Annotated in this window: 18 protein-coding genes; 11 read left to right on the forward strand and 7 right to left on the reverse strand. The window is 73.6% G+C overall.

Annotated elements, in window-relative coordinates; translation table 11 throughout:
* The first annotated feature begins 55 nt into the window (after positions 1 to 55).
* Entirely contained in the window at positions 56 to 418 is a 363-nt protein-coding gene (locus J2S55_RS02565; RefSeq protein ID WP_306856984.1) for a helix-turn-helix domain-containing protein, read from the forward strand.
* On the opposite strand, the gene J2S55_RS02570 is transcribed toward J2S55_RS02565, so the two are convergent.
* From J2S55_RS02570 to J2S55_RS02580, 3 genes are read right to left on the reverse strand one after another with little or no spacing between them, the layout of a single operon-like run.
* Entirely contained in the window at positions 415 to 1,206 is a 792-nt protein-coding gene (locus J2S55_RS02570; RefSeq protein WP_306856985.1) for an Fpg/Nei family DNA glycosylase, read from the reverse strand. The genes J2S55_RS02565 and J2S55_RS02570 overlap by 4 nt on opposite strands.
* Before the next feature lie 10 nt (positions 1,207 to 1,216).
* A complete protein-coding gene (locus tag J2S55_RS02575) occupies positions 1,217 to 1,666 on the reverse strand; it encodes an RrF2 family transcriptional regulator (protein WP_306856987.1) in 450 nt (149 codons plus the stop codon).
* Positions 1,667 to 1,686: 20 nt separating this feature from the next.
* The gene (locus tag J2S55_RS02580; RefSeq protein WP_306856989.1) at positions 1,687 to 3,363 is read right to left on the reverse strand and encodes a condensation domain-containing protein; all 1,677 of its coding nucleotides are present in this window, start codon (positions 3,361 to 3,363) and stop codon (positions 1,687 to 1,689) included.
* Positions 3,364 to 3,690: 327 nt separating this feature from the next.
* Here J2S55_RS02580 and J2S55_RS02585 point away from each other — a divergent pair, with 327 nt between their 5' ends.
* The 3 genes from J2S55_RS02585 (at position 3,691) to J2S55_RS02595 (ending at position 6,919) form a co-directional block, all read left to right on the forward strand.
* On the forward strand, positions 3,691 to 4,869 hold the full coding sequence (locus J2S55_RS02585; RefSeq protein ID WP_306856990.1) for an ROK family transcriptional regulator: 1,179 nt from the start codon (positions 3,691 to 3,693) through the stop codon (positions 4,867 to 4,869).
* 122 nt (positions 4,870 to 4,991) lie between these two features.
* Positions 4,992 to 6,221, forward strand: a complete 1,230-nt coding sequence (locus tag J2S55_RS02590) for a hypothetical protein (protein WP_306856991.1) — start codon at positions 4,992 to 4,994, stop codon at positions 6,219 to 6,221.
* Complete coding sequence (locus J2S55_RS02595) at positions 6,218 to 6,919, forward strand: PIG-L deacetylase family protein (protein ID WP_306856994.1); 702 nt, start codon at positions 6,218 to 6,220, stop codon at positions 6,917 to 6,919. Before J2S55_RS02590 ends, J2S55_RS02595 begins: the two co-directional genes overlap by 4 nt.
* Before the next feature lie 172 nt (positions 6,920 to 7,091).
* Here J2S55_RS02595 and J2S55_RS02600 read toward each other — a convergent pair whose 3' ends face one another.
* Entirely contained in the window at positions 7,092 to 8,606 is a 1,515-nt protein-coding gene (locus tag J2S55_RS02600; protein WP_306856995.1) for a glycoside hydrolase family 3 N-terminal domain-containing protein, read from the reverse strand.
* A gap of 172 nt (positions 8,607 to 8,778) precedes the next feature.
* Here J2S55_RS02600 and J2S55_RS02605 point away from each other — a divergent pair, with 172 nt between their 5' ends.
* Genes J2S55_RS02605 through J2S55_RS02635 form a run of 7 tightly spaced genes read left to right on the forward strand, consistent with a single transcriptional unit; the run spans position 8,779 to position 19,150 of the window.
* The gene (locus J2S55_RS02605; RefSeq protein ID WP_306856997.1) at positions 8,779 to 9,909 is read left to right on the forward strand and encodes a condensation domain-containing protein; all 1,131 of its coding nucleotides are present in this window, start codon (positions 8,779 to 8,781) and stop codon (positions 9,907 to 9,909) included.
* A complete protein-coding gene (locus J2S55_RS02610) occupies positions 9,906 to 10,196 on the forward strand; it encodes a phosphopantetheine-binding protein (protein ID WP_306856998.1) in 291 nt (96 codons plus the stop codon). Before J2S55_RS02605 ends, J2S55_RS02610 begins: the two co-directional genes overlap by 4 nt.
* The gene (locus J2S55_RS02615) at positions 10,193 to 14,578 is read left to right on the forward strand and encodes a non-ribosomal peptide synthetase (protein ID WP_306856999.1); all 4,386 of its coding nucleotides are present in this window, start codon (positions 10,193 to 10,195) and stop codon (positions 14,576 to 14,578) included. Before J2S55_RS02610 ends, J2S55_RS02615 begins: the two co-directional genes overlap by 4 nt.
* Positions 14,571 to 16,052: an MFS transporter gene (locus tag J2S55_RS02620; protein ID WP_306857001.1), complete on the forward strand. Its 1,482-nt coding sequence runs from the start codon at positions 14,571 to 14,573 to the stop codon at positions 16,050 to 16,052. The genes J2S55_RS02615 and J2S55_RS02620 overlap by 8 nt, the downstream gene beginning before the upstream one ends.
* A complete protein-coding gene (locus J2S55_RS02625; protein ID WP_306857002.1) occupies positions 16,030 to 17,163 on the forward strand; it encodes a methyltransferase in 1,134 nt (377 codons plus the stop codon). The genes J2S55_RS02620 and J2S55_RS02625 overlap by 23 nt, the downstream gene beginning before the upstream one ends.
* Entirely contained in the window at positions 17,160 to 18,482 is a 1,323-nt protein-coding gene (locus J2S55_RS02630) for an FAD-dependent oxidoreductase (RefSeq protein WP_306857004.1), read from the forward strand. Before J2S55_RS02625 ends, J2S55_RS02630 begins: the two co-directional genes overlap by 4 nt.
* The gene (locus tag J2S55_RS02635; RefSeq protein ID WP_306857005.1) at positions 18,476 to 19,150 is read left to right on the forward strand and encodes a DUF6875 domain-containing protein; all 675 of its coding nucleotides are present in this window, start codon (positions 18,476 to 18,478) and stop codon (positions 19,148 to 19,150) included. The genes J2S55_RS02630 and J2S55_RS02635 overlap by 7 nt, the downstream gene beginning before the upstream one ends.
* Positions 19,151 to 19,222: 72 nt before the next feature.
* Here J2S55_RS02635 and J2S55_RS02640 read toward each other — a convergent pair whose 3' ends face one another.
* The 3 genes from J2S55_RS02640 to J2S55_RS02650 form a co-directional block, all read right to left on the reverse strand.
* Complete coding sequence (locus J2S55_RS02640; protein ID WP_306857006.1) at positions 19,223 to 20,677, reverse strand: glycoside hydrolase family 3 protein; 1,455 nt, start codon at positions 20,675 to 20,677, stop codon at positions 19,223 to 19,225.
* A 105-nt stretch (positions 20,678 to 20,782) separates the two neighbouring features.
* Positions 20,783 to 21,634, reverse strand: coding sequence for a carbohydrate ABC transporter permease (locus tag J2S55_RS02645; protein WP_306857007.1), 852 nt, complete (start codon positions 21,632 to 21,634; stop codon positions 20,783 to 20,785).
* Positions 21,634 to 22,647: a carbohydrate ABC transporter permease gene (locus J2S55_RS02650; protein ID WP_306857008.1), complete on the reverse strand. Its 1,014-nt coding sequence runs from the start codon at positions 22,645 to 22,647 to the stop codon at positions 21,634 to 21,636. Before J2S55_RS02650 ends, J2S55_RS02645 begins: the two co-directional genes overlap by 1 nt.
* Between the last annotated feature and the right edge of the window lie 4 nt (positions 22,648 to 22,651).

Here is a 22,651-nt window from a genome sequence, read left to right on the forward strand (position 1 = left end):
CGAACCGATCGCGCGGAGTGTTGTGCAGACGCCCGCGCCGGGGAGGGAGCGACAGATGGTCCTGCTGCGTCAGCTGCTCGGTGACGTGTTGCGGCGGCTGCGCGTGCGGCAGAGCCGCACGCTGCGTGAGGTGTCCACATTGGCCCGTGTCTCCCTTGGATACCTGTCCGAGGTGGAGCGCGGCCAGAAGGAGGCATCTTCTGAGCTACTCGCGTCAATCTGCGGCGCCCTCGGTGTGCCGCTTTCACAGGTGCTCCGTGAGGTTTCCGACCAGTTCGCGCTGGCCGAGCTCCAGCACGCCCCGGTGCTTGCCGGCGACGTCCCCGAACGGGAGCGTCTGCCGATCGCCGAGACCGTGCCCGGCGGCGCCCTCCCGGAATCCGTTTTCCCCGAGGTCAACGACATGGTCGCCGCTTAGCCGGTCGGTTCTCCCGGCTGGCAGTGACGGCACCAGAAGATCAGCCGTTCTTGCGGCTGTGCACCCATCTCCCCGCGACTGATCCGTTGTCCGCAGCGCAGGCAAGGCCGTCCTGCCCTGCCGTATACCCAACTGCCCCGTCCCGGGCGGAGGTCGCCCGTCGTCACGCGTTCAGGCCGCTCCCTGTTGGCGTGCATCAACCGCTGCGCGAGCGTCACCACTCTCCCGACATCCTCGACCGCCCCCACCGGCCGCCACGGCGAGACCCCCGCGAGGAACAACGTCTCGGCCCGATAGATGGTGCCGATCCCCGCCAGATTGCGCTGATCGAGCAGCGCCTCCCCGATGGCCGTCCCCGGTCTCTCCGACAGCCGCCGCACGGCCTCCGCCGGATCCCAGTCCGGTCCCAGCAGGTCGGGCCCGAGATGCCCGACGAGCCGGCGCTCCTCATCGGTCGTCACCAGGTCGACCACGCCGAGCCGTACGCCCACCGCCTGCCATTCGGCGTTGGCGAGCACCAGCCGGACCACGTCGCCCGGGGGCGGGCGGCGGGTGGCGGGTGAGATCTGCCAGCTCCCGTCCATGCGCAGATGGGTGTGGACGGTCAGGCCGCCCTCGATCCGGGTGAGCAGGTGTTTGCCGCGCGATACGTTCTCCAGCACGGTCCGGCCGGTGAGGTCGGCCGTGGCGTGGCGCGGCACACGGAAGTCGGAGCGGGTCAGGACCCGGCCGTCGAGTGCCCGGCCGAGCCGTCCGGCAGCGCGGTAGACGACGTCGCCCTCGGGCACGGGAGCCCGCTCAGTCCCAGGCTGCGGGGTCGGCGGCGAGCTGGCGGACCCGCTCGGGGAGCGCGCCGGTGGCCACGCTGTCGAGCGTGACCTCCTCAAGGATCGCCCGCTCGCTGGCCCGCAGCGCGATCCACACCTGCTGCAGGGACTCGGCGGGGCCGCGGTAGTCGACATGCTCGGGCCGCTCGCCCCGCACGTTGGCCAGCGGGCCGTCCACGGCGCGGATCACGTCGGCCAAGGTGATCTCGGTCGCCGGGCGGGCCAGCACGTAACCGCCCTCGGGGCCACGCTGGCCGCGGACCAGGCCGGCCCGGCGCATCTGCAGGAGGATGTTCTCCAGATACTTGGGCGGCATGTCCTGCTCTTTGGCCAGCTCACCCACAGTGGTTGGTCCGTCGCCGGCGGCGGCGAGTTCGGCGGCGGCACGCAGGGCATAGTCGACACGAGCGGATAGACGCATGTAATCGATTATCCCGCTTGCTATTGACTGCTTATGCGCGCGGTTATGGAAGAACCGAGTCGGCGCCCGTCACCCTCGGTCACCACGGGGCCGTCCAGCGGGCTCTCCCCGGGGGCGGGCCGGTGGACGACGTAGTGGTGGGGTGTCATGGCGGAGGTGCGGCCCGGCAGCAGGGCGAGACAGGCGGCGTGGATCTCCTCCGGGGTCCCGGAGGTGACGTGACAGGTCAGACGTCCGTCGGCGCCGTAGGTCACGCGGTGTGGCCGTCCGCCGACGGCCTCGCCGACCAGCCGGTCGACCTCGGCGAGGCTCACCCAGCAGGAATCGGCGTGGACCCATCCGGGGCCGTGCTCGACGGGCGTGACCCCGGAGACGGCCGGGATCTCCACGGTGGGGATCGTCCGCTCTCCCGCCTCGATCAGCAGTCTGACGAGTCCGGTCCCGAAACTCTCCGCCTCCTCGCGGGACATCACCTGCGGATCGATCCAGAACGTCAGGTCCACCTCCTCCTCCAGCCGGTTGGCCCAGAGGGCGAGATGCGCGGGGAGCGAGGCCTCGGGGAGCCAGCCGTGCTCGATGTCGGTGGCGGGCGGAGCCTCCCGGCCGGCCACGGCGACGCCGCTCATGTCGTTGAAGACGCAGTCGCGGGCGAAGTTCACCCCCCGCTCGGCGTTGACGGCCTCGATGACCTCCCAGAGAGCGGTGGAGTCGAACCGGCTGTGCTGGTATCCGGCCAGGGAGGCGGTGCGGAAGCGGCGGACCGCGTCGTCGAAGGTGGGGACGTCGAGGTCGGCGGCCATCAGCGCGTCCTGGGCCAGCGGCCCGACGTAGTCGCGCAGCTCGGGGCGGACCCGGTTGCTCGACAGCGAGGCGATCACGCAGGTCCGCTGCGCGCTGCGCAGGCCGATCAGCACGCCCAGCGCGGCGAGCGTCACCACCGAGCGGCTCGCCCCGGTGCGGCTCGCGACGGCGCCCAGCGCCCTGCCCGCCACGGCCGAACGGACCCTGAGCCGCGGCCGGATCGCGCCGGTGTCGGCCGCCTCGCGGACCGCGAACATGGCCTGCGGCGCCCGCCTGAGCTGGGTCTCCCAGTGCCGTAGCGCCGCCGTGCTGCGGCGCTGGGCGAGCGGGGTGGCCTCGGCCGCCGCCAGGTCGAGCGGCTGCGTCGGGCACGGGGCGGGCACGGTGTCGCCCCGGACCAGGCGCTCCCACTCGCGCATGACGGTGGCCAGGCCGATCGCGTCCACCGAGGTGTGGGGCAGGACGAAGACCACCCGGCGGGGCGCGTCCTGTTCGGTGATCACGGCGATCCGGATGGGGAGCTCGGCCGCCACGTCGAAGCGGGTGCCCTGCATCCGCAGGCCGACCTCCTCGGCGAGCCCGTCCAGGTCGTGTTCGGTGGCGCCAGCCCCGGCGCCGTGCACCTCGATGGGGCAGACACCCGTACCGGGCACGTTCTGGACGCCGGCGTGGATGGTGGCCCGGAGGCTCTCGTGCCGGGAGAGCAGCCGGCCGACCGCCTCGGAGACGGTGGCGAAGGTCGTCTGCGCCGGGAGGTGCTTGGTGACGCGGAAGTTCATGTGCAGCGGCGGGTCGCGGAGCACACAGCGCGCCATGTTGGCCTGCCCCATGGTGACGGGTCCGCTCCGGGTCGGTCGCCCCGCGTAGTCGGCGGCGATCCTGATGATGGTGTCCATGTCGAGACCTGCCTCGCACACGCGGAAGGGCTTTAACTGAAAAGAACCTTTACCGTTTCCGGGAGTGTTCCACGCGACGGGCGGGCGTCGCAAGCCTCGATTTCCCGGCGCCTGCGGGGATCCGGGCGGAGATCGCCCGCCGGATCCGGGTGGAGGGTGGCGGGGACGAGAGCGCGGCGGGGAGGGGGGCGGCGCGCCGCGGGCACCCGGGGCCCTTGGGAGACCCCTATGGGGCTAAACTATCAGGAAGCTTTATTAATGAATAGAACCGCTATTCTTGGCTGAATGTAAAAGCGACGGGGAAACGGCGAACAAGAGAGCATGCATATGGAGCGACGTCCTGGCGTGCCCAGGCTATTGAGGGAGATCAACGACCGGGCCGCCCTGGAGCTGTTGCTTGACTCGGGGCCGCTGACGCGGGGCCAGATCGGGGAGCTCACCGGCCTTTCCAAGGTGACGGCGTCGCAGACGCTCGCCCGCCTGGAGGAGCGCGGTCTGGTCGAGGTGGCTGGAGAGCAGGCCGGCGGGCGAGGGCCGAATGCGGCGCTTTATGGAATTATCCCGTCCTCTGCCTATGTCGCGGGACTGGACGTCGGCCCGGAATTCGTCACCACCGCCATCGCGGATATCCACGGTGAGATCGTCGCGGAGGTGACGGTCGCGCCGAACGGACACGACGATCCGGTCGCCCTGGTGCACAGCGCGGTCGTCAAGGCGTGCCGGTCGGCCAAGGTCGCGCTCTCCAAGCTGCGGGCGGTCGTCATCGGCACCCCGGGCGTGGTCGACCCCCGGACCGGGGACGTGCGCTTCTCCTTCGACCTGCCGGGCTGGCACGAGGGCATCCACGAGGCGCTCGCCCGTGACCTGCGCCGCGATATCAAGATCGAAAACGACGTGAACCTCGTCGCCGTCGCCGAGCGCACCCTGGGCGCGGCGCGCGGCGTCGACGACTTCGTGCTGCTCTGGGTGGGCCGCGGCATCGGGCTCGGCGTCGTGCTCGGCGGCCGGCTGCACCGCGGCCGGTCCGGCAGCGCGGGTGAGATCGGCTACCTCCCGGTACCCGGCGTGCCGCTGGCCGCCGACGTGCGGGCGGTGCCCGGCCGGCTGCCGTCGCTGGCGGGCGGTCTGCAGTCACTGGTCAGCGCGGAGGCGGTGGCCGAGCTCGCCGCCACCCACGGTTTCGAGGGGGGCAGCGCCGCCGAATGCGTGGCGGCGGCCGTCGCGGCGGGGGAGCGGGGAGAGCCCCTGCTGGATGAGATCGCCGGACGGCTGGCGCTGGGCGTGGCCTCGGTCTCGGTCGTGCTCGACCCCGGGCTCGTGGTGCTGGCCGGAGAGGTCAGCCAGGCGGGCGGAGGTGCGCTGACCTCCCGGATAGAGGAGGCGGTGGCCCGGATCTGCCCGGTCCGCCCGCAGGTGGTGGCCAGCGAGGTGGAGGGGAACCCGGTGCTGCGCGGCGCCGTCCTCGCCGCTCTGGAGCAGGCGCGGGAGGAGATCTTCGCGTCCTGAGAGCCCGATGAGACAGGCGATCCTTCTCGGTCCGTACCCGTTGCGGCGCCGGGAAGATCGTCTATGCTGGCGCGGAAATGTCATGGAAAAGACATCCTTCTGTGATCAGGGATCGGGGATCTATGGCAGTCGTCATCGCCGTGCTGCATGCCGAGGACGTCGCTCTCGAGTTCGTTTCCGTCCTGAGGCGCCATGCCGATCGGGACATCCGGGTGATCGTCGGGCAGTCGGGGGCCGGAGTGACCCTGCCGGCGGGGCTGTCCCCGCGGGAGCGGCTGCGGCTGCTGGCCCCCCTCGTCGAGCCCGGCGGCAACACCGCCGCGCTGCCGTCCCCGGAGGAGGTGGCCGGCTGGCTGGACGGGCCGCCCGCCGAGGTCTGGACCCACTCGCCGGCCGACCACCGGATCCGCCGGGCCCGGTTCGGCTGGACCGTCTCCTGCGCCGTCCCCGGCCTGACCGTGACGTATTCCGTCGGGGACAACCCGTTCCTGCAGACGGTCCCCGGCGAGGTGGCCGCGCTCACCGGGGCCGAGGCCGACATCAAGATCGACTTCATCAACCGGCACGCCGGGGAGCTGCTGCGCAGCAGGGTGGCCGACCGGCTCGTCACCACCGACCGGGTCCCGGTGGTCGAGCGCTTCTTCGCCGCCGACGTGACGCAGGCCAACCGGCTGTACGCGCTGATCTCCAGCCTGGGTGACGACGCCGCGGTGGCCGACGACCCGTGGGAGTTCGGCCGGTCGGCGTACGAGGCCGACCGGCTCGACGCGACGGCGGCCTGGGTCACCCGGTGGTGCTCGCCGGACGACGGGCCGATCGTGGAGGTGGGGGCCTGCGAGGGCGAGCTGACCCGGCGGCTGGCCGGCAAGGGCTACGCGGTCCACGCCACCGAGCCCAACGCCGGGTTCCGGGCCCGGCTGGCCGGGCGGATGAGGACGGGCACGGGCTCCGGTACCGGTGTGGAGGCGGGCGCGGGTTCCCCGGATACGGCGGGGGCTGTCCCCGGGGTGGCGGGGTGGCCCGGGGCGGAGGTTTCGCCGGACAGCCTGGAGGACCTGGCCGCCCGCCGGGACCGCCCGGCGGCGGCGTACCTGCTGATCGAGATGCTCTACTACGACCAGGACCTGGCGCTGCTCGACGCCCTGCCGACCGACCGCGTCCTCATCGCCCTGGAGAGCGGCCGGCTCAACGACCTGGTCTGGCCGTGGCTCCGCGGGCAGTCGGTCTGGCGGGTGGCCGAACGCCTCGAACTCGCCCCGCCGACGCTGGAATCCGTCTGCGACGGCCTGGCCTACCTGCGTAAACGGGGCAGCCGCGGGCTCGTGCTGACCAGGGCCGGGGCCGCGGGGTGAGCCGGCGGACGGTCGTGGTCTCGCCGCACTTCGACGACGCGGCCCTGTCGGTGGCGGGAGTGCTCGCGCGGGACGGGGGACCGGCGGTGATCGTCACGGCGCTGGGCGGGGTGCCGGGCGGGCAGGTCTCGGCATGGGACCGGCTGTGCGGGTTCGCCTCCGCCGAGGAGACGGCGCGGGAGCGGCGGGCGGAGGACGCCCGCGCGTGCGAGATCCTCGGGGCGGACCAGGTGGCGCTGGCCCATCCCGACGTCCCGGCGGCCGGACTCCGGCTGCGGGAGCTGGAGGACTTCCTCGCCGCGCACGTCACGCCGGATACGCGGGTGCTGGTCCCGATGGGGATCGGCAACGCCGACCACGAGGCGGTCCGGGACCAGGCGCTCGAGGCGCTGTGGCGGGCCGGCGTCCAGGAGCCGTGGGTCTACGCCGACCTTCCGTACGCCGCCGCGGCGCGTGAGTGGGGCACCGCCTCGGCGGATCGGGCACTGGCCGCCACACCGCCGGTCCGGGCCCTCGCGGAGCGGCACCGGATCCGCCCCGTGCTGCGGATCCGGCTGGAGGGGGCCGAGTGGACGGTCAAACGGCGCGCCGTGCTGGCCTACGCCTCCCAGCTCGCGCCGCTCGCCTGTGACTACGGGGAGTTCCTCGCCGTGCCCGGGCCGCTCCAGCACGAGCTGGTGTGGGCCGTCGAGAGGTGACCCGGCCGCTCCGGCGCGGGTCCGCGGGGTCCGCCGGGTGATCGGGCCGTCTCGGCACGGTCCGGCGGGGGCTCCCTGGAGCGGCGGCCGGGCCCACGGGTCCGCGGGGTCCGTCGGGAGGTGACCCGGCCGCTCCGGCGCGGTCCGCGGGGACCCCGGCGGGGCGGCCGGGTCAGTGCGTGCCCGCGGGGATCCCGGCGGGGTGGCCGGCCAGGAGTTCGGCCGCCGCCTGGCCGCACGCGCTCGTCGCGCCGTAGGTGGTGATGTGCGTGCCGCCGGGCGTCGCGGGGCCCGGCAGGCCCATCTCCACCACGACCGCGTCGGGCCGCCGGGACAGCAGCGCGTCGAGCCGGGCCGAGACCCAGGCGTGCCGGTGGGCGTCCCGCACCACGACCACCAGCGGGCGTCCGCCGGTCAGCGGCGGGTCCGGGTCCTCGGCGCCGAGCCGCACGGCGCTCGTCCCGGGGAGCAGCGCGGCCAGCGGGGCGGCGACGCCCCAGGGGGTGGCCCGGTCGATGGCGATGTTCGTCTCCGACACGAACTCGATCACCTGTGGCGCCGAGGTCAGCGGCAGGCCCTCGCCGTGGACCCGGAGGGCGCGCCGGGCCGCCGCGAGACCGGCCGGGGCCGGCGCCGGCCGGCCCGTCGCCCAGGCGGCCCGGCGCTGCCCGGCCGACCAGGCCGCCAGGCGGCGCACCCGGGCGGCGGCCTCGGCCAGGCGCTCCTCGGGGAGGGTGCCGTCGATCACGGCGTTCACGATGGCGTTGCGCATGAACCCGACCACGCCGGCGCCCTTGCGTTCGCCGCCCACGCAGACGGCGTCGGCCCCGGCGGCCAGGGCGCGGACGGCCGCGCCGGTCACGCCGTACCGCTCGGCGACCGAGGGCATCTCCACGCCGTCGGTCACGATCAGGCCGTCGAAGCCGAGCTCCTCGCGCAGCAGCCCGACGAGGAGGCGGCTGCTCATCGTGGCGGGGGCGGCGGGGTCGTAGGCGGGGACGAGCAGGTGGCCGGTCATCACGGCCTGGACGCCGGCCTCGATGGCGGCCCGGTACGGCGGGAGCGTCGTGGCGGCGAGCTCCTCGGCGGAGTAGGACACGGTCGGCAGGTCGTTGTGGGAGTCCACGGCGGTGGCCCCGTGGCCGGGGAAGTGCTTGGCGCAGGCGGCCACCCCGGCCGACTGCAGGCCGGTGACCCAGGCGCGGGCGTGCCGGGCCACCAGCCAGGGGTCGGAGCCGAACGCGCGGGTGCCGACGACGGGGTTGTCCAGGTCGGAGTTGACGTCGACCACGGGGGCGTAGTTCAGGGTGATGCCGGCCTCGGCCATGTCGTGGCCGATCCCGCGGGCGACCTCCTCGGTCAGCTCGGCGTCGTCCACCGCGCCGAGCGCGAGGTTGCCCGGCCGGGAGCTGCCGGTGAGCGCCTCCAGCCGGGTGACGTCGCCCGCCTCCTCGTCGGTGGCGATCACCACGTCCGGGTTCTCCGCCCGCAGGGCCGCGGTCAGCGCTCTGACCTGCGCGCCGTCCACGATGTTCCGGGAGTAGAGCGCGACCCCGCCGAGCCCCTCGGCCAGGCGCCTGCGCAGCCAGTCGGGCACCTCCACCCCCACGAACCCGGGTTGCAGGACGGTGTCGGCAAGCCCGGCCAGCTCGGGGCTCATGCCCGCCGGCCCGCCGCGAACGATCATCAAATGCCTCCAGCTCGGTTCATCACGAGTCGCTTGTTTCAGACGTACCACATGTGTACCATTCGGGTTGCGTAAATAGACAGGAAACTTTCCTAATAAATGTCTGTCCGGGGTGACCCATGCCCCCCGTCACCTGCCCGAAGAGAAGTCACCCACGAGGGAGACGGACAGGATGTCGCACGCCTCTTTCGACCTGCGGGGGATCCCGCTGGTGCTCCACCTGAACGGCCCCCTGGACGTCCCGGCGCTCCTCGGCGCGTGCGCCGCCGTCGCCGCGCGGCACCCGGTCCTCGGCCCGGTCCGGGTCGCCCGGACCGAGACGTCCGACCGGCGCTATCCGGAGGTCGCCGCCGCCGAGGTCACCCGCCCGTTCGACCTGGACCAGGGCCCGCTCGCCCGGTTCACGCTGGTCACGCTGGGACGCCGGAGCAGCCGGCTGATCTTCACGGCGCACGGCCGGGTGTTCGACGGCGGCTCCAAGGACCTCCTGCTCCACGACCTGGCCGACGCCTACTTCTCGCGGGCCGCGCTGCCCCCGCTGGCCGTGCCGTACGGCGAGCGTCCCCCGGCCGACGGCGCCGAGGCGTTCTGGGCCGAGCGCGACCACCGGCCCGCCGGGCTCGTCCTGCCCGGCCTGCGCGCCGGCACCGGCGGTGCCGGCACCGGTCCCGGCGAGATCGTCGAGATGGTGCTCGGCGGGGCGGAGTTCGCGGCCTTCGCCGCCGCCGCCACCGCCCTCGGCGCGACCAGGTTCGAACTGCTCGTGGCCGCGCTGGGCATGCTGCTGCGCCGCTACGGCGCCACCGGCTCGCCGCTCGCCCTCGACCTCGGCACCCGGACCGACCAGACGCGGCACCACATCGGGAACTTCGTCGCGCGGGTGCCGTTCGTCCCGCATCCGGGGCCCGGCGAGGACCTCCCCGCCCACCTGCGCGCGGTCCAGGCCGAGCTGCGCGAGCTGTACCGCTTCCGGCACGCGCCACCGCCGGCGACCTCCGCCCCCGTGCTGCTCAGCTACCGCAGGAGGGCGCCCGCGCCGAGCTTCCCCGGCCTCGGGACCGGCGTGGAGTGGACGGTCTTCAACGGCGCCGCCCGCCGCGCGCTGCACGTCCAGGCCGTGGACGGCGACCTGAGCCTCACCCTCGGCCTCCGCTTCGACCCCGCGGTGATCGGCCACGACGACGTGGCCCGTGTCGCGGGATACCTGCGCGCCCTGCTGCGCGCCATCGCCGGCGAGCCGTACGCGAAGGTCGCGGACCTTCCGGCGCCGCCTCACCACGAATCCGACGAGGAGCTCCAGTGACCGACCTGTCCCCCCCGGCCCCGGACCCCGTGCTCGACAGCCCGGAGCGGGAGGACCCCGTGATCACCCAGGTGCGCGAGATCTGGCAGGAGATCCTCCGGCTCGACGACATCGGCCTGGAGGAGGACCTCTACGACCTCGGCGGCCACTCGCTGACCATCACCCAGATCATCGCCAGGACCCGGCGCAGGCTGGGCGTGGAGGTCTCCCTCGACGTCTTCTTCGACAACCCCACCATCGCCGGCCTGGCCGAGGAGGTCACGCGGCTGCGAGGAGGGCTCGCGTGAGCGCGCTCTCCTACGCCCAGGAGCGGCTGTGGTTCCTGGACCGGCTCACCCCCGGGGACGGGACCTACAACATGGTCGTCTGCGAGCGGCTCATCGGGCCGCTCGACCCCGGCGCGCTGGCCCGGGCGCTGAGCGAGATCGTCGCCAGGCACGAGTCGCTGCGGACCGTCTTCCCCGAGGCCGGCGGCGCCCCCGCCGCGGTGGTCCTGGACCCGGCCCCGGTGGAGATCGAACGGCTCGACCTGACCGGCGGGGACGGGGGCCACCCCTCCGGGACGGCCGGGGAGCGGCTGCGGGAGCTGCTCGCCGAGCGGAGCAACCGGCCCTTCGACCTGGCCGAGGGGCCCCTGTTCCGGGCCGCCCTGCTGCGCACCGGACCCGGTGAGCACGTCTTCCTGCTGGTCGTGCACCACATCGCCGGGGACGCCTGGTCGATCGAGCAGGTGCTGTTCGCCGAGCTGGCCGCGCTGTACGCGGCCTTCACCGCCGGGCTGCCGTCGCCGCTGCCGCCCCCCGCCCTGCAGTACCGCGACTACGCGCGCCTGCAGCGCGAGCGGCCGGCCGAGCTCGACGGCCTGCTCCGGGAGCTCGACGGGGTGCCGGTGCTGGAGCTGCCCGCCGACCGGCCGCGCCCCGCCGTGCGGACCACCGGCGGGGACCTGTCCGTCCACCGGATCCCGGTGGAGCTGTGGCAGGAGGTCACCGCGCTGGCCAGGGCCGAGCGGTGCACGCCGTTCATGACCGTCCTGGCCGCCTACCAGGTGCTGCTGTCCCGCTACACCGGGCAGGAGGACTTCTGCGTCGGCACCCCCGTCGCGGGCCGTGACCACGAGGAGTACGAGTCGGTCTTCGGCATCTTCATCAACACCCTCGCCCTGCGCGCGGACCTGGCCGGCGACCCCACCTTCCGCGAGACGCTCAAGCGGGTGCGGCGGCGCGCCTTCACCATGTACGGCCACGCCGCGGTGCCGTTCGAGCGGGTGGTGGGCGAGCTGCGGCTCGACCGGGACCCGGCCAGGACGCCGCTGTTCCAGACGATGCTCATGCTGGGCAACCCCGACGGCGGGACACTCACCCTCGACGGCCTGCGCACCGAGCCGGTGCTGTCGGGCCTGACCGGCGCCAAGTTCGACCTCGCCCTGGACGTGGTCGTCTACCCCACCCACGTCCAGCTCATGTTCACCTACAGCACCGACCTGTTCGACCGGTCCACGGTGGAGCGGATGGCCGCCCACTTCGAGACGTTGCTGCGGTCGATCGTCGCCGATCCGGGCCGTCGCCTGTCGGAGCTAGAGATCCTGCCCGCCGGCGAGCTCGCCGCCGTCCTCGGCGAGCCCCCCGAGGAGCTCGCCTGGGAGACCGGGGCGCTGCTGCTCGACCACCTGATCGCCCGGCAGGCCGCCCGGACCCCCCACGCCCCCGCCGTCATCGTCCCCGGCACGGCCGGCGCCTCCGCGACCTCCGATGCCCCTGCCCGCCCCGCCGCCCCCGGCACGGCCGGCGGTCCCGGCGGCACGGTCCTCACCTACGGCGGACTCGACCGGGCCGCCACCGCCGTCGCCGACCGGCTCCGCCTGCTGCTGGCCCGGACGGCGCCGTCCGGGCCGGCCGGCCAGGGCGCGCGGGTCGCGCTGGCGCTGACCGCCGGGCCCGAGGCCGTCGTGGCGCTGCTGGGAATCCTGAAGGCGGGCGCCGCCTACGTGCCGCTGGACCCGGCGCAGCCCGCCGAGCGGCTGGCCTACCTGCTGGCGGACTCCGGCGCGGCGGTGGTGATCGCGGAGGAGGCCGGGTTCGCCGGGTTCACCGGGCCGATCGTGACCCGGGCCGACCTCGCCTTCTGGACGACGGAGCGGGCGGCGGTCCCGGAGCCGGCCGTCAGGCATCCCGACCAGGCCGCCTACGTGATCTACACCTCCGGATCCACCGGACGGCCCAAAGGCGTGGTCGTCGGCCATCGCACGCTCTCCCACCTGGCCAGGTCGTTCCGGGACCTGCACGGGTTCGGGCCGGGGGAGCGGGTCCTCATGGTCCCGCCGCTCAGCTTCGACGCCTCGGCGGGAGACGTCTTCCCCGCGCTGATCAGCGGCGCGGCGCTGGTGCTGCACCCGGACCCCGCCTCGCTCACCGGCCCCGCGCTCGTCGACCTGTGCGCCGAGCACTCGATCACCATGGTCGACACCGCCTCGGCGCTGTGGCAGCAGTGGGTCGAGCACCTGGAGGAGGCCGGTGACGGCGGGGCGCGGGCCGGCGGCGCGGGGTTCCCGCTCACCACGATGATGGTCGGCGGCGAGGGCGTCCCGCTGGAGCGCCTGCGGGCCTGGGCCGGGCTGACCGGCGGCCGGGTCGCCTTCCACAACCACTACGGCCCCACCGAGGCGACCGTCTGCGCCACCGCCTACCGGACGGTCGACGGGTCGGAGCTGGGCGCGGCCACGCACCTGCCGATCGGGACCGCGCTGCCGCACACCCGCGTCTACGTGCTCGACCGGCACGGCAACCCGGCCCCGATCGGCGTGCCGGGCGAGGTGCACATCGGCGGCGAGTGCCTGGCCCACGGCTATCTCGGCCGCCCGGGCCTGACCGCCGGACGCTTCCTGCCCGACCCCTTCTCGCCCCGTCCGGGGGCCAGGATGTACGCCACCGGCGACCTGGCCAGGGTCCGGTCCGGCGGGAACCTGGAGTTCCTCGGCCGGACCGACCGGCAGGTGAAGGTCAACGGCAACCGGATCGAGCCGGGCGAGGTCGAGGCGGCCTGCCTGGCCCATCCCGGCGTCCGCGAGGCCGTGGTCGTCGCCGGGGCCCGGCGGCTGGTCGCCTACCTGGTGGGCGAGCCGCTCACCACGGCGGCCCTGCGGGCCTTCCTCGCCGACCGGCTCCCCGGCTACATGATCCCCGGCGCCGTCGTCATGCTCGCGGCCCTGCCCCTCACCTCGCACGGGAAGATCGACTTCCGGGCCCTGCCGGAGCCGGACCGGGACGGCGACGCCCCGCCGTACGAGCCGCCGAGAGAGGGCACCGAGCGGGCGCTCGCGGCGGTCTGGGCCGAGGTGCTCAAGGTCGAGCCGGGCCGCCGGGACAACTTCTTCGACCTGGGCGGCCACTCGCTGCTGGCGCCGCGGATCGTCTCCGGGATCGCCGCCGGGCTGGGGGTCACGGTCCCGATGACCGCGCTGTTCGCCACCGCGGACCTGGCCGAGCTGGCGGCCGTCGTGGACGGCCGGCCGGACGAGGCGGTGGACCTGCGCGCCGAGGCGGTCCTGCCCGGCGACATCGCCCGCACCGGGGCACCGGTCCCGGACGGGCCACCGGAACGGGTGCTGCTCACCGGCGCCTCCGGGTTCCTCGGCGCCTACCTCCTGGCCGGTCTGCTGCGCGCCACCGAGGCCGAGATCCACTGCCTGGTCAGGGGCGACGACCCGGTCGGGCGGCTGCGCGGCAACCTTGAGCGCCACGGCCTCTGGGAGGACCGGTTCGCCGGCCGGATCGTCCCGGAGCGCGGCGACCTCGGCGCCCCCGGGCTCGGCCTGCCGCCCGGACGCTCCGCCGAGCTGGCCGACTCGGCCGACCTCATCGTGCACAACGGCGCCCTGGTCAACTTCGCCCTGCCCTACCGGCGGCTGCGGGCGGCCAACGTGGACGGCGTCCTGGAGATCCTGCGCCTGGCGGCGCGCGGCCGGATCACCACCCCGGTCCACCTGGTCTCGACGCTCGGCGTCCACCTGACCCCGGGCGAGCGCACGGTCAGGGAAGGCGACCCGCTGCCCGACCCGGACCTGCTCCACCTCGGCTACGACCAGAGCAAATGGGTGGCCGACCGGCTGGCCGGCGCCGCCCGGCGGACCGGGCTCCCGATCGCGATCCACCGGCCCGCCCGCGTCTCCGCCGACAGCCGCACCGGCCGGTCCGCGCCCGGCGACTTCCTCGGCAGGCTCTTCGCCACCTGCGCGCTCCTGGGCTCGGTGCCCGACGGGGAACGGCTCGACATGGCACCGGTCGACCACGTCGCCGCGGCGATCGTGCACCTGGCCCGGAGCCGCGCCACCGGGGACTTCCACTACTACAATCCGCGCGTCCTGAACTCGGCGGAGCTGGCCGAGGGCCTGCGCGAGCGGGGCTTCCCGGTGCGGCTCGTGCCCGGCGGGCGGTGGCGTCGGCTGGTCCGCGACCGGCTGGCGGTCGGGGACGACCTGCCGATCGCCCTCTACCCGGCGTTCGTCGCCGACCACGAGGGGCCCGGCGGGCCGTCCTTCGACTGCTCGGCCACCGAGGAGACGCTCGCCGGGGCGGGGCTGGTCTGCCCGCCCGCCGACGGAGCCCTGCTCGGCCGGTATCTCGACCACTACATCGGCGCCGGAGTCCTCGCGGGGGCCCGCCGTGCGTGACGGTATCCGCCGGTTCGTGGTGATCTGGGCGGCGCAGCTCCTGTCCATCATCGGGTCGAGCCTGACCGGGTTCGTGCTGGGCGTCTGGGTCTACCAGAAGAACGGCTCGGCCACCGAGTTCGTGCTGATCATGCTCTGCGCGGTCCTGCCCGAGGTGCTGCTGTCGCCGGTGGCCGGGGCGGCGGCCGACCGGTGGGACCGCCGGCGGCTGCTGATGGCGGCCGACGCCGGGGCCGCCGCGGTGACCGGGGTGCTGGCGGTGCTGCTGGCCTCCGGCGCGCTGGAGGTCTGGCACGTCTACGCGATCACGGTGGCCGGTTCGGTCTTCGGCACCTTCCACATGGCCGCCTACCACTCGATGATGCCGCTGATCATGCCGCAGCGGCACCTCGGCCGGGCCAACGGCCTGATGCAGGTGGCCGACTCGGTCAAGATCGCCGCCCCGCTGCTGGCGGGGACGCTGCTGGTGACGGTCGGGGTCACCGGCGTGGTCGTGGTCGACCTGGCGACGTTCCTGGTCACCCGGGTGGTCATGTTCGCCGTACGGCTGCCGCCGGAGGTCACCCGGCCGGGCGCCGCGACCCCGCCCGAGCCGCTCCGCCGGGACCTGCTCCACGGCTGGCGGCACCTGCGGGCCAGGCCCGGACTGTTCCAGCTCGTCATGGTGCTGGCGGCCTACAACCTGTTCTTCGGGATGTCCGGGGTGCTGGTCCAGCCGCTGATCCTGTCGTTCGGGTCGCCGGCGGTGCTGGGCGCGCTGATGTTCGCCGGTGGCGCGGGCGTCTTCGCCGGGGGTCTCGTGCTGAGCGCCTGGGGCGGACCCCGGCGCCGGATGCGCGGCATCGCGGTGTCGGTGGCCCTCGGCGGGGTGCTGCTGACCCTGCACAGCCTCGCCCCGTCGCCGTGGCTGATCGCGGTGGTGGCGCCGGCGTTCCTGTTCACGCTCCCGTTCGTGCAGGGCGTCGGGATGACCGTGCTGCAGCTCAAGACGGACCCGGCGGCGCTGGGCCGCGTCCTCAGCACGGTCCGCACGCTCACCCAGGCCGCCACCGTCCTGACCTACCTGGCCGCCGGCCCCCTCGCCGACCACGTCCTCGAACCGATGATGGCCCCCGACGGGGCGCTCGCCGGCACCCTCGGCAGCGTGATAGGCGCCGGCACCGGCCGGGGTCTGGCGGCCGTCTTCCTCCTCACCGGGCTGGGCCTGCTCCTGCTCGCCCCGCTCGCCTACCTCCGGCCCCGTTTCCGCAACGTGGAGTCCGAGCTCCCCGACGCCGAGGACGTGCACCCGCCGGAGCCCGTCCCCGCCAAGACCGATCCCGCACGTTCACCGCCGGACGACGACGCCGCCACCGCCCGCCCCCCGGGGCGGGAGGAGGGCGCGGGTCCGGAGGCCGAGACCGAGCACCCCGACGTCGCGCAAGGCGTTCACATCGCGCAAGGAGACAGCGATGCCGTTGTATCTCGACCCTGACGAACTCCGTGACCAGGCACCCGGGCCGCATCTCGATCTGATCGGGACGATGGCGTTCCGGGCGGCCGGCGCCGCCCAGCGGCTGGGGGTCTTCGAGGCACTCCTGGACGGGCCGCTGCCCGTGACCGAGCTGGCGGCCCGGACGGGCACGGACGCCGGCGCCCTGCCCGTCCTGCTGGACGCGCTCGTCTCCTTCGGCTACCTCGACCGGCTGCCCGACCGGCGCTACGCCGCCAGCCCGATGGCGGCCGTGCTGGACCGGCGGAGCCCGTGGAGCTACGCCCCGGCGCTGGCCTTCTGGCAGGACCTGCTGGGCGAGCTCTGGGACGGGCTGGAGGAGACCGTCCGCACCGGCCGTCCCCAGGCCGACTTCTACGGGTGGCTGGAGAGCCGGCCGCGGACGCTGCGCGAGTTCCAGGCCATGCTGGACGGGATGGCCACCGGGCTCGCGCCGCTGGTCGCCGCGGCCGCGCCCGACCCGGGGGAGCGGCTGCTCGACGTCGGCGGCGGCCACGCCCGCTACAGCATCGCCTTCTGCCAGGCCCATCCCCGGCTCACCGCGACGATCGTGGACCTGCCGGAGGCGCTGCGGGGCGGCCGGGCCAGGATCGAGCGGGCCGGGCTGGGCGGCCGCGTCACGGCGGTCCCGGGCGACGTGGCCCGGGCCGACCTCGGCGCCGGCCACGACACGGCGCTGCTGTTCAACCTCTGCCACGGCTTCGACGGGCCGGGCAACCGCGCGCTGCTGGCGCGGGTCGCCGCCGCGCTGCGTCCCGGCGGCACGGTGCTGATCCTGGAGCCCTTCGCGGATCTGCCCGAGGGCACGCCACCGGTGGCCGAGGCGTTCACCCGGGCCTTCAGCCTCAACCTCGCCGTCACCCAGGGCGGCCGGATCTACTCCTTCGACGAGGTCGCCGGATGGCTGGCCGAGGCCGGGTTCGGCCGGATCGAGCGGCACGCGATCGACGGCCCCAGCGAACTGCTCGTCGCCCGCCTGCCCGGGGCGGAGCGGACCCCGGAGACAGACGCGGAGCGGACCCCGGAATCCGGGGCGGAGCGGACCCCGGAGACAGGCGCGGACGCGGCCCGGACCCGTGGGGAGGACGGATGAGGCGCCGGATCATCATCGTCGGGGCGGGCCCGGCGGGGACGCTGCTGGCCTGCCACCTCGCCGGGCGCGGCTTCCAGGTGGACGTCTACGAGCGGCGGGCCGACCCCCGCCTGCTCGACGAGGACGAGAGCAGGTCGATCAACCTCGGCCTGTCCGCCCGGGGGATCAAGGCGCTCGACGGCATCGGGCTGATGGGGACGTTGTGGCCGCTCACCGTGCCGATGCGGGGCCGGGCCATCCACCTGCGCGGCGGCGGGGCGCCGTTCCAGCCCTACGGCGCGCACGAGGGGGAGATCCTCCACTCGGTGCTGCGCCGGGACCTGATCACCACGCTGATCGACCACGCCGAGACCCTGCCCGGGGTGAGCTTCCACTTCCGGCACCGGCTGGTCGGCCTCGACCGCGAGGCGGCGGTCGTCCATCTCGTCGAGGAGGACACCGGGGCCGCGCTCACCGTCCCCGGCACCGCGGTGATCGGCGCGGACGGCGCGTTCTCGCAGGTCCGCACCCATATGCAGCAGGGGCTCAGGGTGGACCACCACCAGGAGTTCCTGGAGTGGGGGTACAAGGAGCTGACGATCCCCGCCGCCGACGACGGGTCGGCCAGGGCCAGGCTGGAGGCCCTGCACGTGTGGCCCGGCCAGGACGCCCTCATCGTCGCCCACCCCAACCGGGACAACTCCCTCACCGGCACGCTCTTCCTGCCGGCCGGGCGGTTCGCGGAGATCGCCGACCCGGAGGCGTTCTTCCGGGAGCGCTTCCCCGACGCGATCGAGCTCATGCCCCACCTGGCCAAGGAGTACGCCGAGCATCCCGTCGGGCATCTGGTGTCGATCCGCACCTCGCTCTGGCACTACCGGGACAGGGTCGCCCTCATCGGCGACGCCTGTCACGCGGTCTACCCCTTCTACGGCCAGGGCATGAACGCGGCGCTGGAGGACTGCACGGTCCTCGACCGCTGCGTCGGCGCCCACCCCGATGACCTCGGCAGGGCCTTCGCCGAGTACCAGCGCCTGCGCAAGCCGCACACCGACGTGCTGGACGAGCTGTCCAGGCAGAACTTCGTGGAGCTGCGCGAGCGGCTCCGCTCCCCGCTCCACCTCGCGCGCAAGAAGGCGGACCTGCTGCTCGCCCGGCTCCTGCCCGGCCGCTGGGTCCCGCTCTACACGATGATCTCGCACACGACCATCCCGTACGCGGACGCCCTCACCCGCGCCCGGCGCCAGGACGCGATCCTGCGCTGGGCCGGGACCGCGGCGGGCGCCGCGGCGCTGGCCGCCGTACGGCGGAGCACCCGGAAGGGCGGAGCACGATGCTGACCGATCCCGCGGACCCCACCCGCCTGCTGGTCGAGACCTCCGACCTGGACGGCGGCCACGAGCTGGTCAGGCGGTACGGCGCGGCCCTCGGGGAGATCGTCGCCTGGGCGCGGGAGTATCTGTGCCGCCCCCACGGCGATCTCGGCAGGAAGGGCCCGGTCTGCCCATACGCCCAGACGTCGCTGGAGCGGGGCACCTTCTACCTGGGCGTCCATCCCGGAACGCCGGACGGCGCCGAGGCGGCCGAGGTGCTCGACGGCTACCGGGACTGGTTCCTCCGGCTGGTCTCGCCGCCCGGGGTGTCCCCGCAGTACCGGACCATCCTGGTGCTCTTCCCCGACCTGTCCGAGGCCGGGGCGGCCGAGGTGATCGACGCCGCCCAGGAGGCGCTCAAGTCGCGTTACGTCTCCGAGGGACTGATGATCGGGGAGTTCTACCCCGGCCCGCCGCCCAAGGCCGGGCTCTGGAACCCCGGGTTCCGGCCGCTGGGCAGCCCGGTCCCGCTGCTGGCGGTCCGGCACATGGTCGCCACCGACTTCCCGTTCCTGCGTGAGGACCCCGCACACCTGGCCGCCTACCTGGAGCGGTTCGGCCACCGCCCGCCCGCCGCGCTCAGGGAGGAGATCCAGGCGGCTGCCCGCCACCACGGCCTGCTGGCCGCGACCTGACCACGCAACAGTACGGCCCGCGCCCAGGGGGGTCCTCCCGGGTGCGGGCCGTACCGGCATGTGACCGGCGGATCAGACGCCGAGCAGCTCGGCGGCCGCCTGGGCGTTGGCGCGGGCGGCGCCGTACGTGGCGAGGTAGGTGACGCCCTCGGGCCGCCAGATCGGCAGGCCCATCTCGACCACCGTGGCGTCGGGGCGGGCGCTCAGCAGCGCGGAGACCACCGACTTGCTGGACTCGTAGCGGTGGGCGTCCTTGACCACGACGATCAGGGAACGGCCGATGGCACGCTCCAGGATGCCCGGGACGTCCGCGGCCTCGGGCTTGACCCGGAGGATCTCCGCCTGCGGCAGCAGGGGCGCGAAACCCCACGGAACGTCGCCGACGGCGATGGTCGGCGGGGTGTCCACCTCCACCACCAGCGGGTCGACCAGTGGGGACGCCGAGCCGGTGAGGCTGATCGCGCGGCGGGCGGCGGCCAGGCCGATCAGGTTCTCCTCCGCCTGACCCGCGCGGGGCATGCCGAACCAGGCGCGCAGGCGCTCCACCCGCTCGGCCGCCGCCTCCAGCCGGGCCCGCGGCAGCCGGCCGTCCCCGACCGCGGCGACGATCTCGGCGATGATCCGGTGGACGTCCTCCTCGGTCGGCAGCGGGCCGAGGCAGAGCAGGTCGGCCCCGGCGGCCAGTGAGAGCACCGAGCCGCCGGCCAGGCCGTAGGCGTCGGTGACGGCCTTCATGTCGAGGGCGTCGGAGACGATCACGCCGTCGTAGCCCAGTTCGCCGCGGAGCAGACCGGTCAGGGCGGCGGTCGACAGCGTGGCCGGGGCGGTGCCGGTCAGGGCCGGGACGCGGACGTGCGCGGTCATGATGGACCTGGTCCCGGCGTCGATCGCGGCGCGGAAGGGCACGAGCTCGCGCTCCCGCAGCAGTTCGAGGGAGGCGTCGACGAGCGGGACCTCCAGGTGGGAGTCCTGGCGGGTGGCGCCGTGGCCGGGGAAGTGCTTGACGCAGGCGGCCACGCCGGCCGCCTGGAGGCCGTGGACCGCGGCGACGGTGTGCCGGGCGACCAGCGCGGTGTCCGGCCCGAACGAGCGGGTGCCGATCACCGGGTTGTCGTCGGCGGTGTTCACGTCGGCGGACGGCGCCATGTCGAGGTTGACGCCGCACCGGGCCAGGTCGTCGCCGATGGAGCGGTAGACGCGCCGGGTCAGCTCGACGTCGTCGACGGCGCCGAGGGCGGCGTTGCCGGGGTAGGGGCTGCCCACGTGGTAGTCGAGGCGGGTGACGTCGCCGCCCTCCTCGTCCAGTGAGATGACCGGGTCGCCGGCCTCGCGCAGGCGGGCGGTCAGCCCGGACAGCTGGGCGGGGTCCGCGACGTTGAAACCGAAGAGGGTGACGCCGCCGAGACCGTTCTGCAGGTCCCGGAGCACCCATTCAGGGGCGGTGGTGCCCTGGAAGGCGACGAGCAACGTGCCGGCCGCGAGACGACGCAGCCCCTGATCGCTGGAGTCCGCGATGAGCTCAGACATGGCGCTACCTGATTCCTTACCTGAGGTTAGGGGGTGTCGAATATGAGACAGGGCTGGTACGGCTCGCGCCTTGTGGGTGCGGAGCCGTACCAGCCCCAGGAGGGGTTAGCCCTTGACGGCGCCCGAGACGAGGCCGGTGACCATCCGTCGCTGCACCAGGAGGAAGAAGACGACGACGGGGATCGTCATCATCGTGGAGCCGGCCATGATGGCGCCCCAGTCGGTGCCCCGCTGCCCGAAGAAGAACTGCAGCGCGACGGGCATCGTGTAGCCCGAGGAGTCCGACATCAGGATGAGCGCGAAGATCAGCTCGTTCCAGGCGGTGATGAACGAGAAGATGCTCGTCGCCACCAGGCCGGGGGCCACCAGCGGGAACAGGACCTTCCAGAAGGTCGTGAACCGGCTGGCGCCGTCGATCCAGGCGGCCTCCTCCAGGGATTTGGGCACCGCGGCGACGAACGTGCGCAGCATCCAGATGCCGAAGGGGAGGGTCAGGCCGACGTTGATGACGATCAGGCCCAGCAGCTGGTCGTAGAGGCCGAGCCGCTTGACGTTGAGGAAGAGCGGGATGAGCAGGGCCTCGGCCGGGATCATCTGGACGATGAGCAGCAGGACCAGGAAGCCGGCGCGGCCCCTGAACCTGAAGCGGGCGATGGCGGTGGCCGCCAGCAGCGCGAAGACGGCGCCGATGAGCACGGTGCCCAGGGCCACGATCGCGCTGTTGCGCATGTAGAGCCAGATGGAGTTGCCGGCCACGCCCTCGCTGAGGACCCGGTCCAGGTGTTCGAGGGTGAACTCCGTGGGGAACGGGATGAAGTCCGTCGTGAAGATCTGGTCGTTGGTCTTGAAGGAGGTCGAGACCATCCAGTAGACGGGGAAGACCGCGAATATGAAGACCAGGACGCCGGCGGCGTTGAGCGCGGCCTTCGTGAGGCGCTTGCGTGCGATCGGAGTCATCACATCTCCTCCGTCTTCACGATCTGCCGGACATAGACGGCGGTGACGACCAGCAGCAGCAGGGTGAGGATCACCGCGATCGCCGCACCGGTGCCCATCTTCGGCGGGCTGCGGAAGGCCTCGGCGAAGGAGAACATGGACAGGTTGAACGCCTCACGGTTGGTCGGACCGTTCATCAGCACGTAGAGCTGGCTGAAGACCTTGAAGTTCCAGATGATGGACAGGATCGTCAGCACCGAGAACACCGGCTTGAGCAGCGGCAGGGTGATCTTCCTGAAGGTCCGCCAGGGGCCGGAGCCGTCGACCCTCGCCGCCTCGTAGAGCTCGGTGGGGATGCCCTTGAGGCCGGCCAGCACCGACACCGCGATGAACGGGAACGAGGCCCAGACCACGCAGACGATCAGCACGAGATAGATGGTGACCGCGTCGTTGAGCCAGGGCTCGCCGGTCCAGTCGGACCGCCCGAACAGCAGGCTGGACAGCCAGTCCGGGAGCAGGTTGAGCACCCAGTTGATCATTCCGGCGTCGGCGTCGAAGAGCCAGCGCCAGATGACGCCCTGGGCGACCGGCGGTACCGCCCAGGCGGACATGATGCCGACGACCACGAACGTGGACATCTTCTTGCCGAGCTTGTTGAGCAGCGCGCCCACCGCGGTCCCGAGGACCAGCGTCAGGGTCACCGTGATGGCGGCGAACACGACGGTGTTGCGGAGCGAGGACCAGAAGATCTCGTTGTCCAGCACCTTGGTGTAGTTGTCCCAGCCCACCCAGTCGGCCGGCTTCTTGCCGTTGATCTGGGGGATGCCCACCTTCTGGAACGAGATGACGATCATCTGGAACAGCGGGTAGAGCAGCAGTCCGGCGATCACCATGAGGCCGGGCACGAGCAGGGCGTACGGGATGACCCACGGAGGGAGCCCGCTGGCCTTGGCGGGGCGTTGCGGGCTGTGACGGCGCCGCCCCGGGGCGGGGGGGTTGCCCCCGCCCCGGGCGATCGTAGACGTGTTCGTCATGTGA

Source organism: Streptosporangium brasiliense, assembly GCF_030811595.1.
Taxonomy (GTDB): Bacteria; Actinomycetota; Actinomycetes; order Streptosporangiales; family Streptosporangiaceae; genus Streptosporangium; species Streptosporangium brasiliense.

Coding starts and splice junctions, on each gene's coding strand:
- J2S55_RS02565 (WP_306856984.1), top strand. CDS start 56: ATGGTCCTGCTGCGTCAGCTGCTCGGTGACGTGTTGCGGCGGCTGCGC.
- J2S55_RS02575 (WP_306856987.1), bottom strand. CDS start 1,666: ATGCGTCTATCCGCTCGTGTCGACTATGCCCTGCGTGCCGCCGCCGAA.
- J2S55_RS02580 (WP_306856989.1), bottom strand. CDS start 3,363: ATGGACACCATCATCAGGATCGCCGCCGACTACGCGGGGCGACCGACC.
- J2S55_RS02585 (WP_306856990.1), top strand. CDS start 3,691: ATGGAGCGACGTCCTGGCGTGCCCAGGCTATTGAGGGAGATCAACGAC.
- J2S55_RS02590 (WP_306856991.1), top strand. CDS start 4,992: ATGGCAGTCGTCATCGCCGTGCTGCATGCCGAGGACGTCGCTCTCGAG.
- J2S55_RS02600 (WP_306856995.1), bottom strand. CDS start 8,606: ATGATCGTTCGCGGCGGGCCGGCGGGCATGAGCCCCGAGCTGGCCGGG.
- J2S55_RS02605 (WP_306856997.1), top strand. CDS start 8,779: ATGTCGCACGCCTCTTTCGACCTGCGGGGGATCCCGCTGGTGCTCCAC.
- J2S55_RS02625 (WP_306857002.1), top strand. CDS start 16,030: ATGCCGTTGTATCTCGACCCTGACGAACTCCGTGACCAGGCACCCGGG.
- J2S55_RS02630 (WP_306857004.1), top strand. CDS start 17,160: ATGAGGCGCCGGATCATCATCGTCGGGGCGGGCCCGGCGGGGACGCTG.
- J2S55_RS02635 (WP_306857005.1), top strand. CDS start 18,476: ATGCTGACCGATCCCGCGGACCCCACCCGCCTGCTGGTCGAGACCTCC.
- J2S55_RS02640 (WP_306857006.1), bottom strand. CDS start 20,677: ATGTCTGAGCTCATCGCGGACTCCAGCGATCAGGGGCTGCGTCGTCTC.
- J2S55_RS02645 (WP_306857007.1), bottom strand. CDS start 21,634: ATGACTCCGATCGCACGCAAGCGCCTCACGAAGGCCGCGCTCAACGCC.
- J2S55_RS02650 (WP_306857008.1), bottom strand. CDS start 22,647: ATGACGAACACGTCTACGATCGCCCGGGGCGGGGGCAACCCCCCCGCC.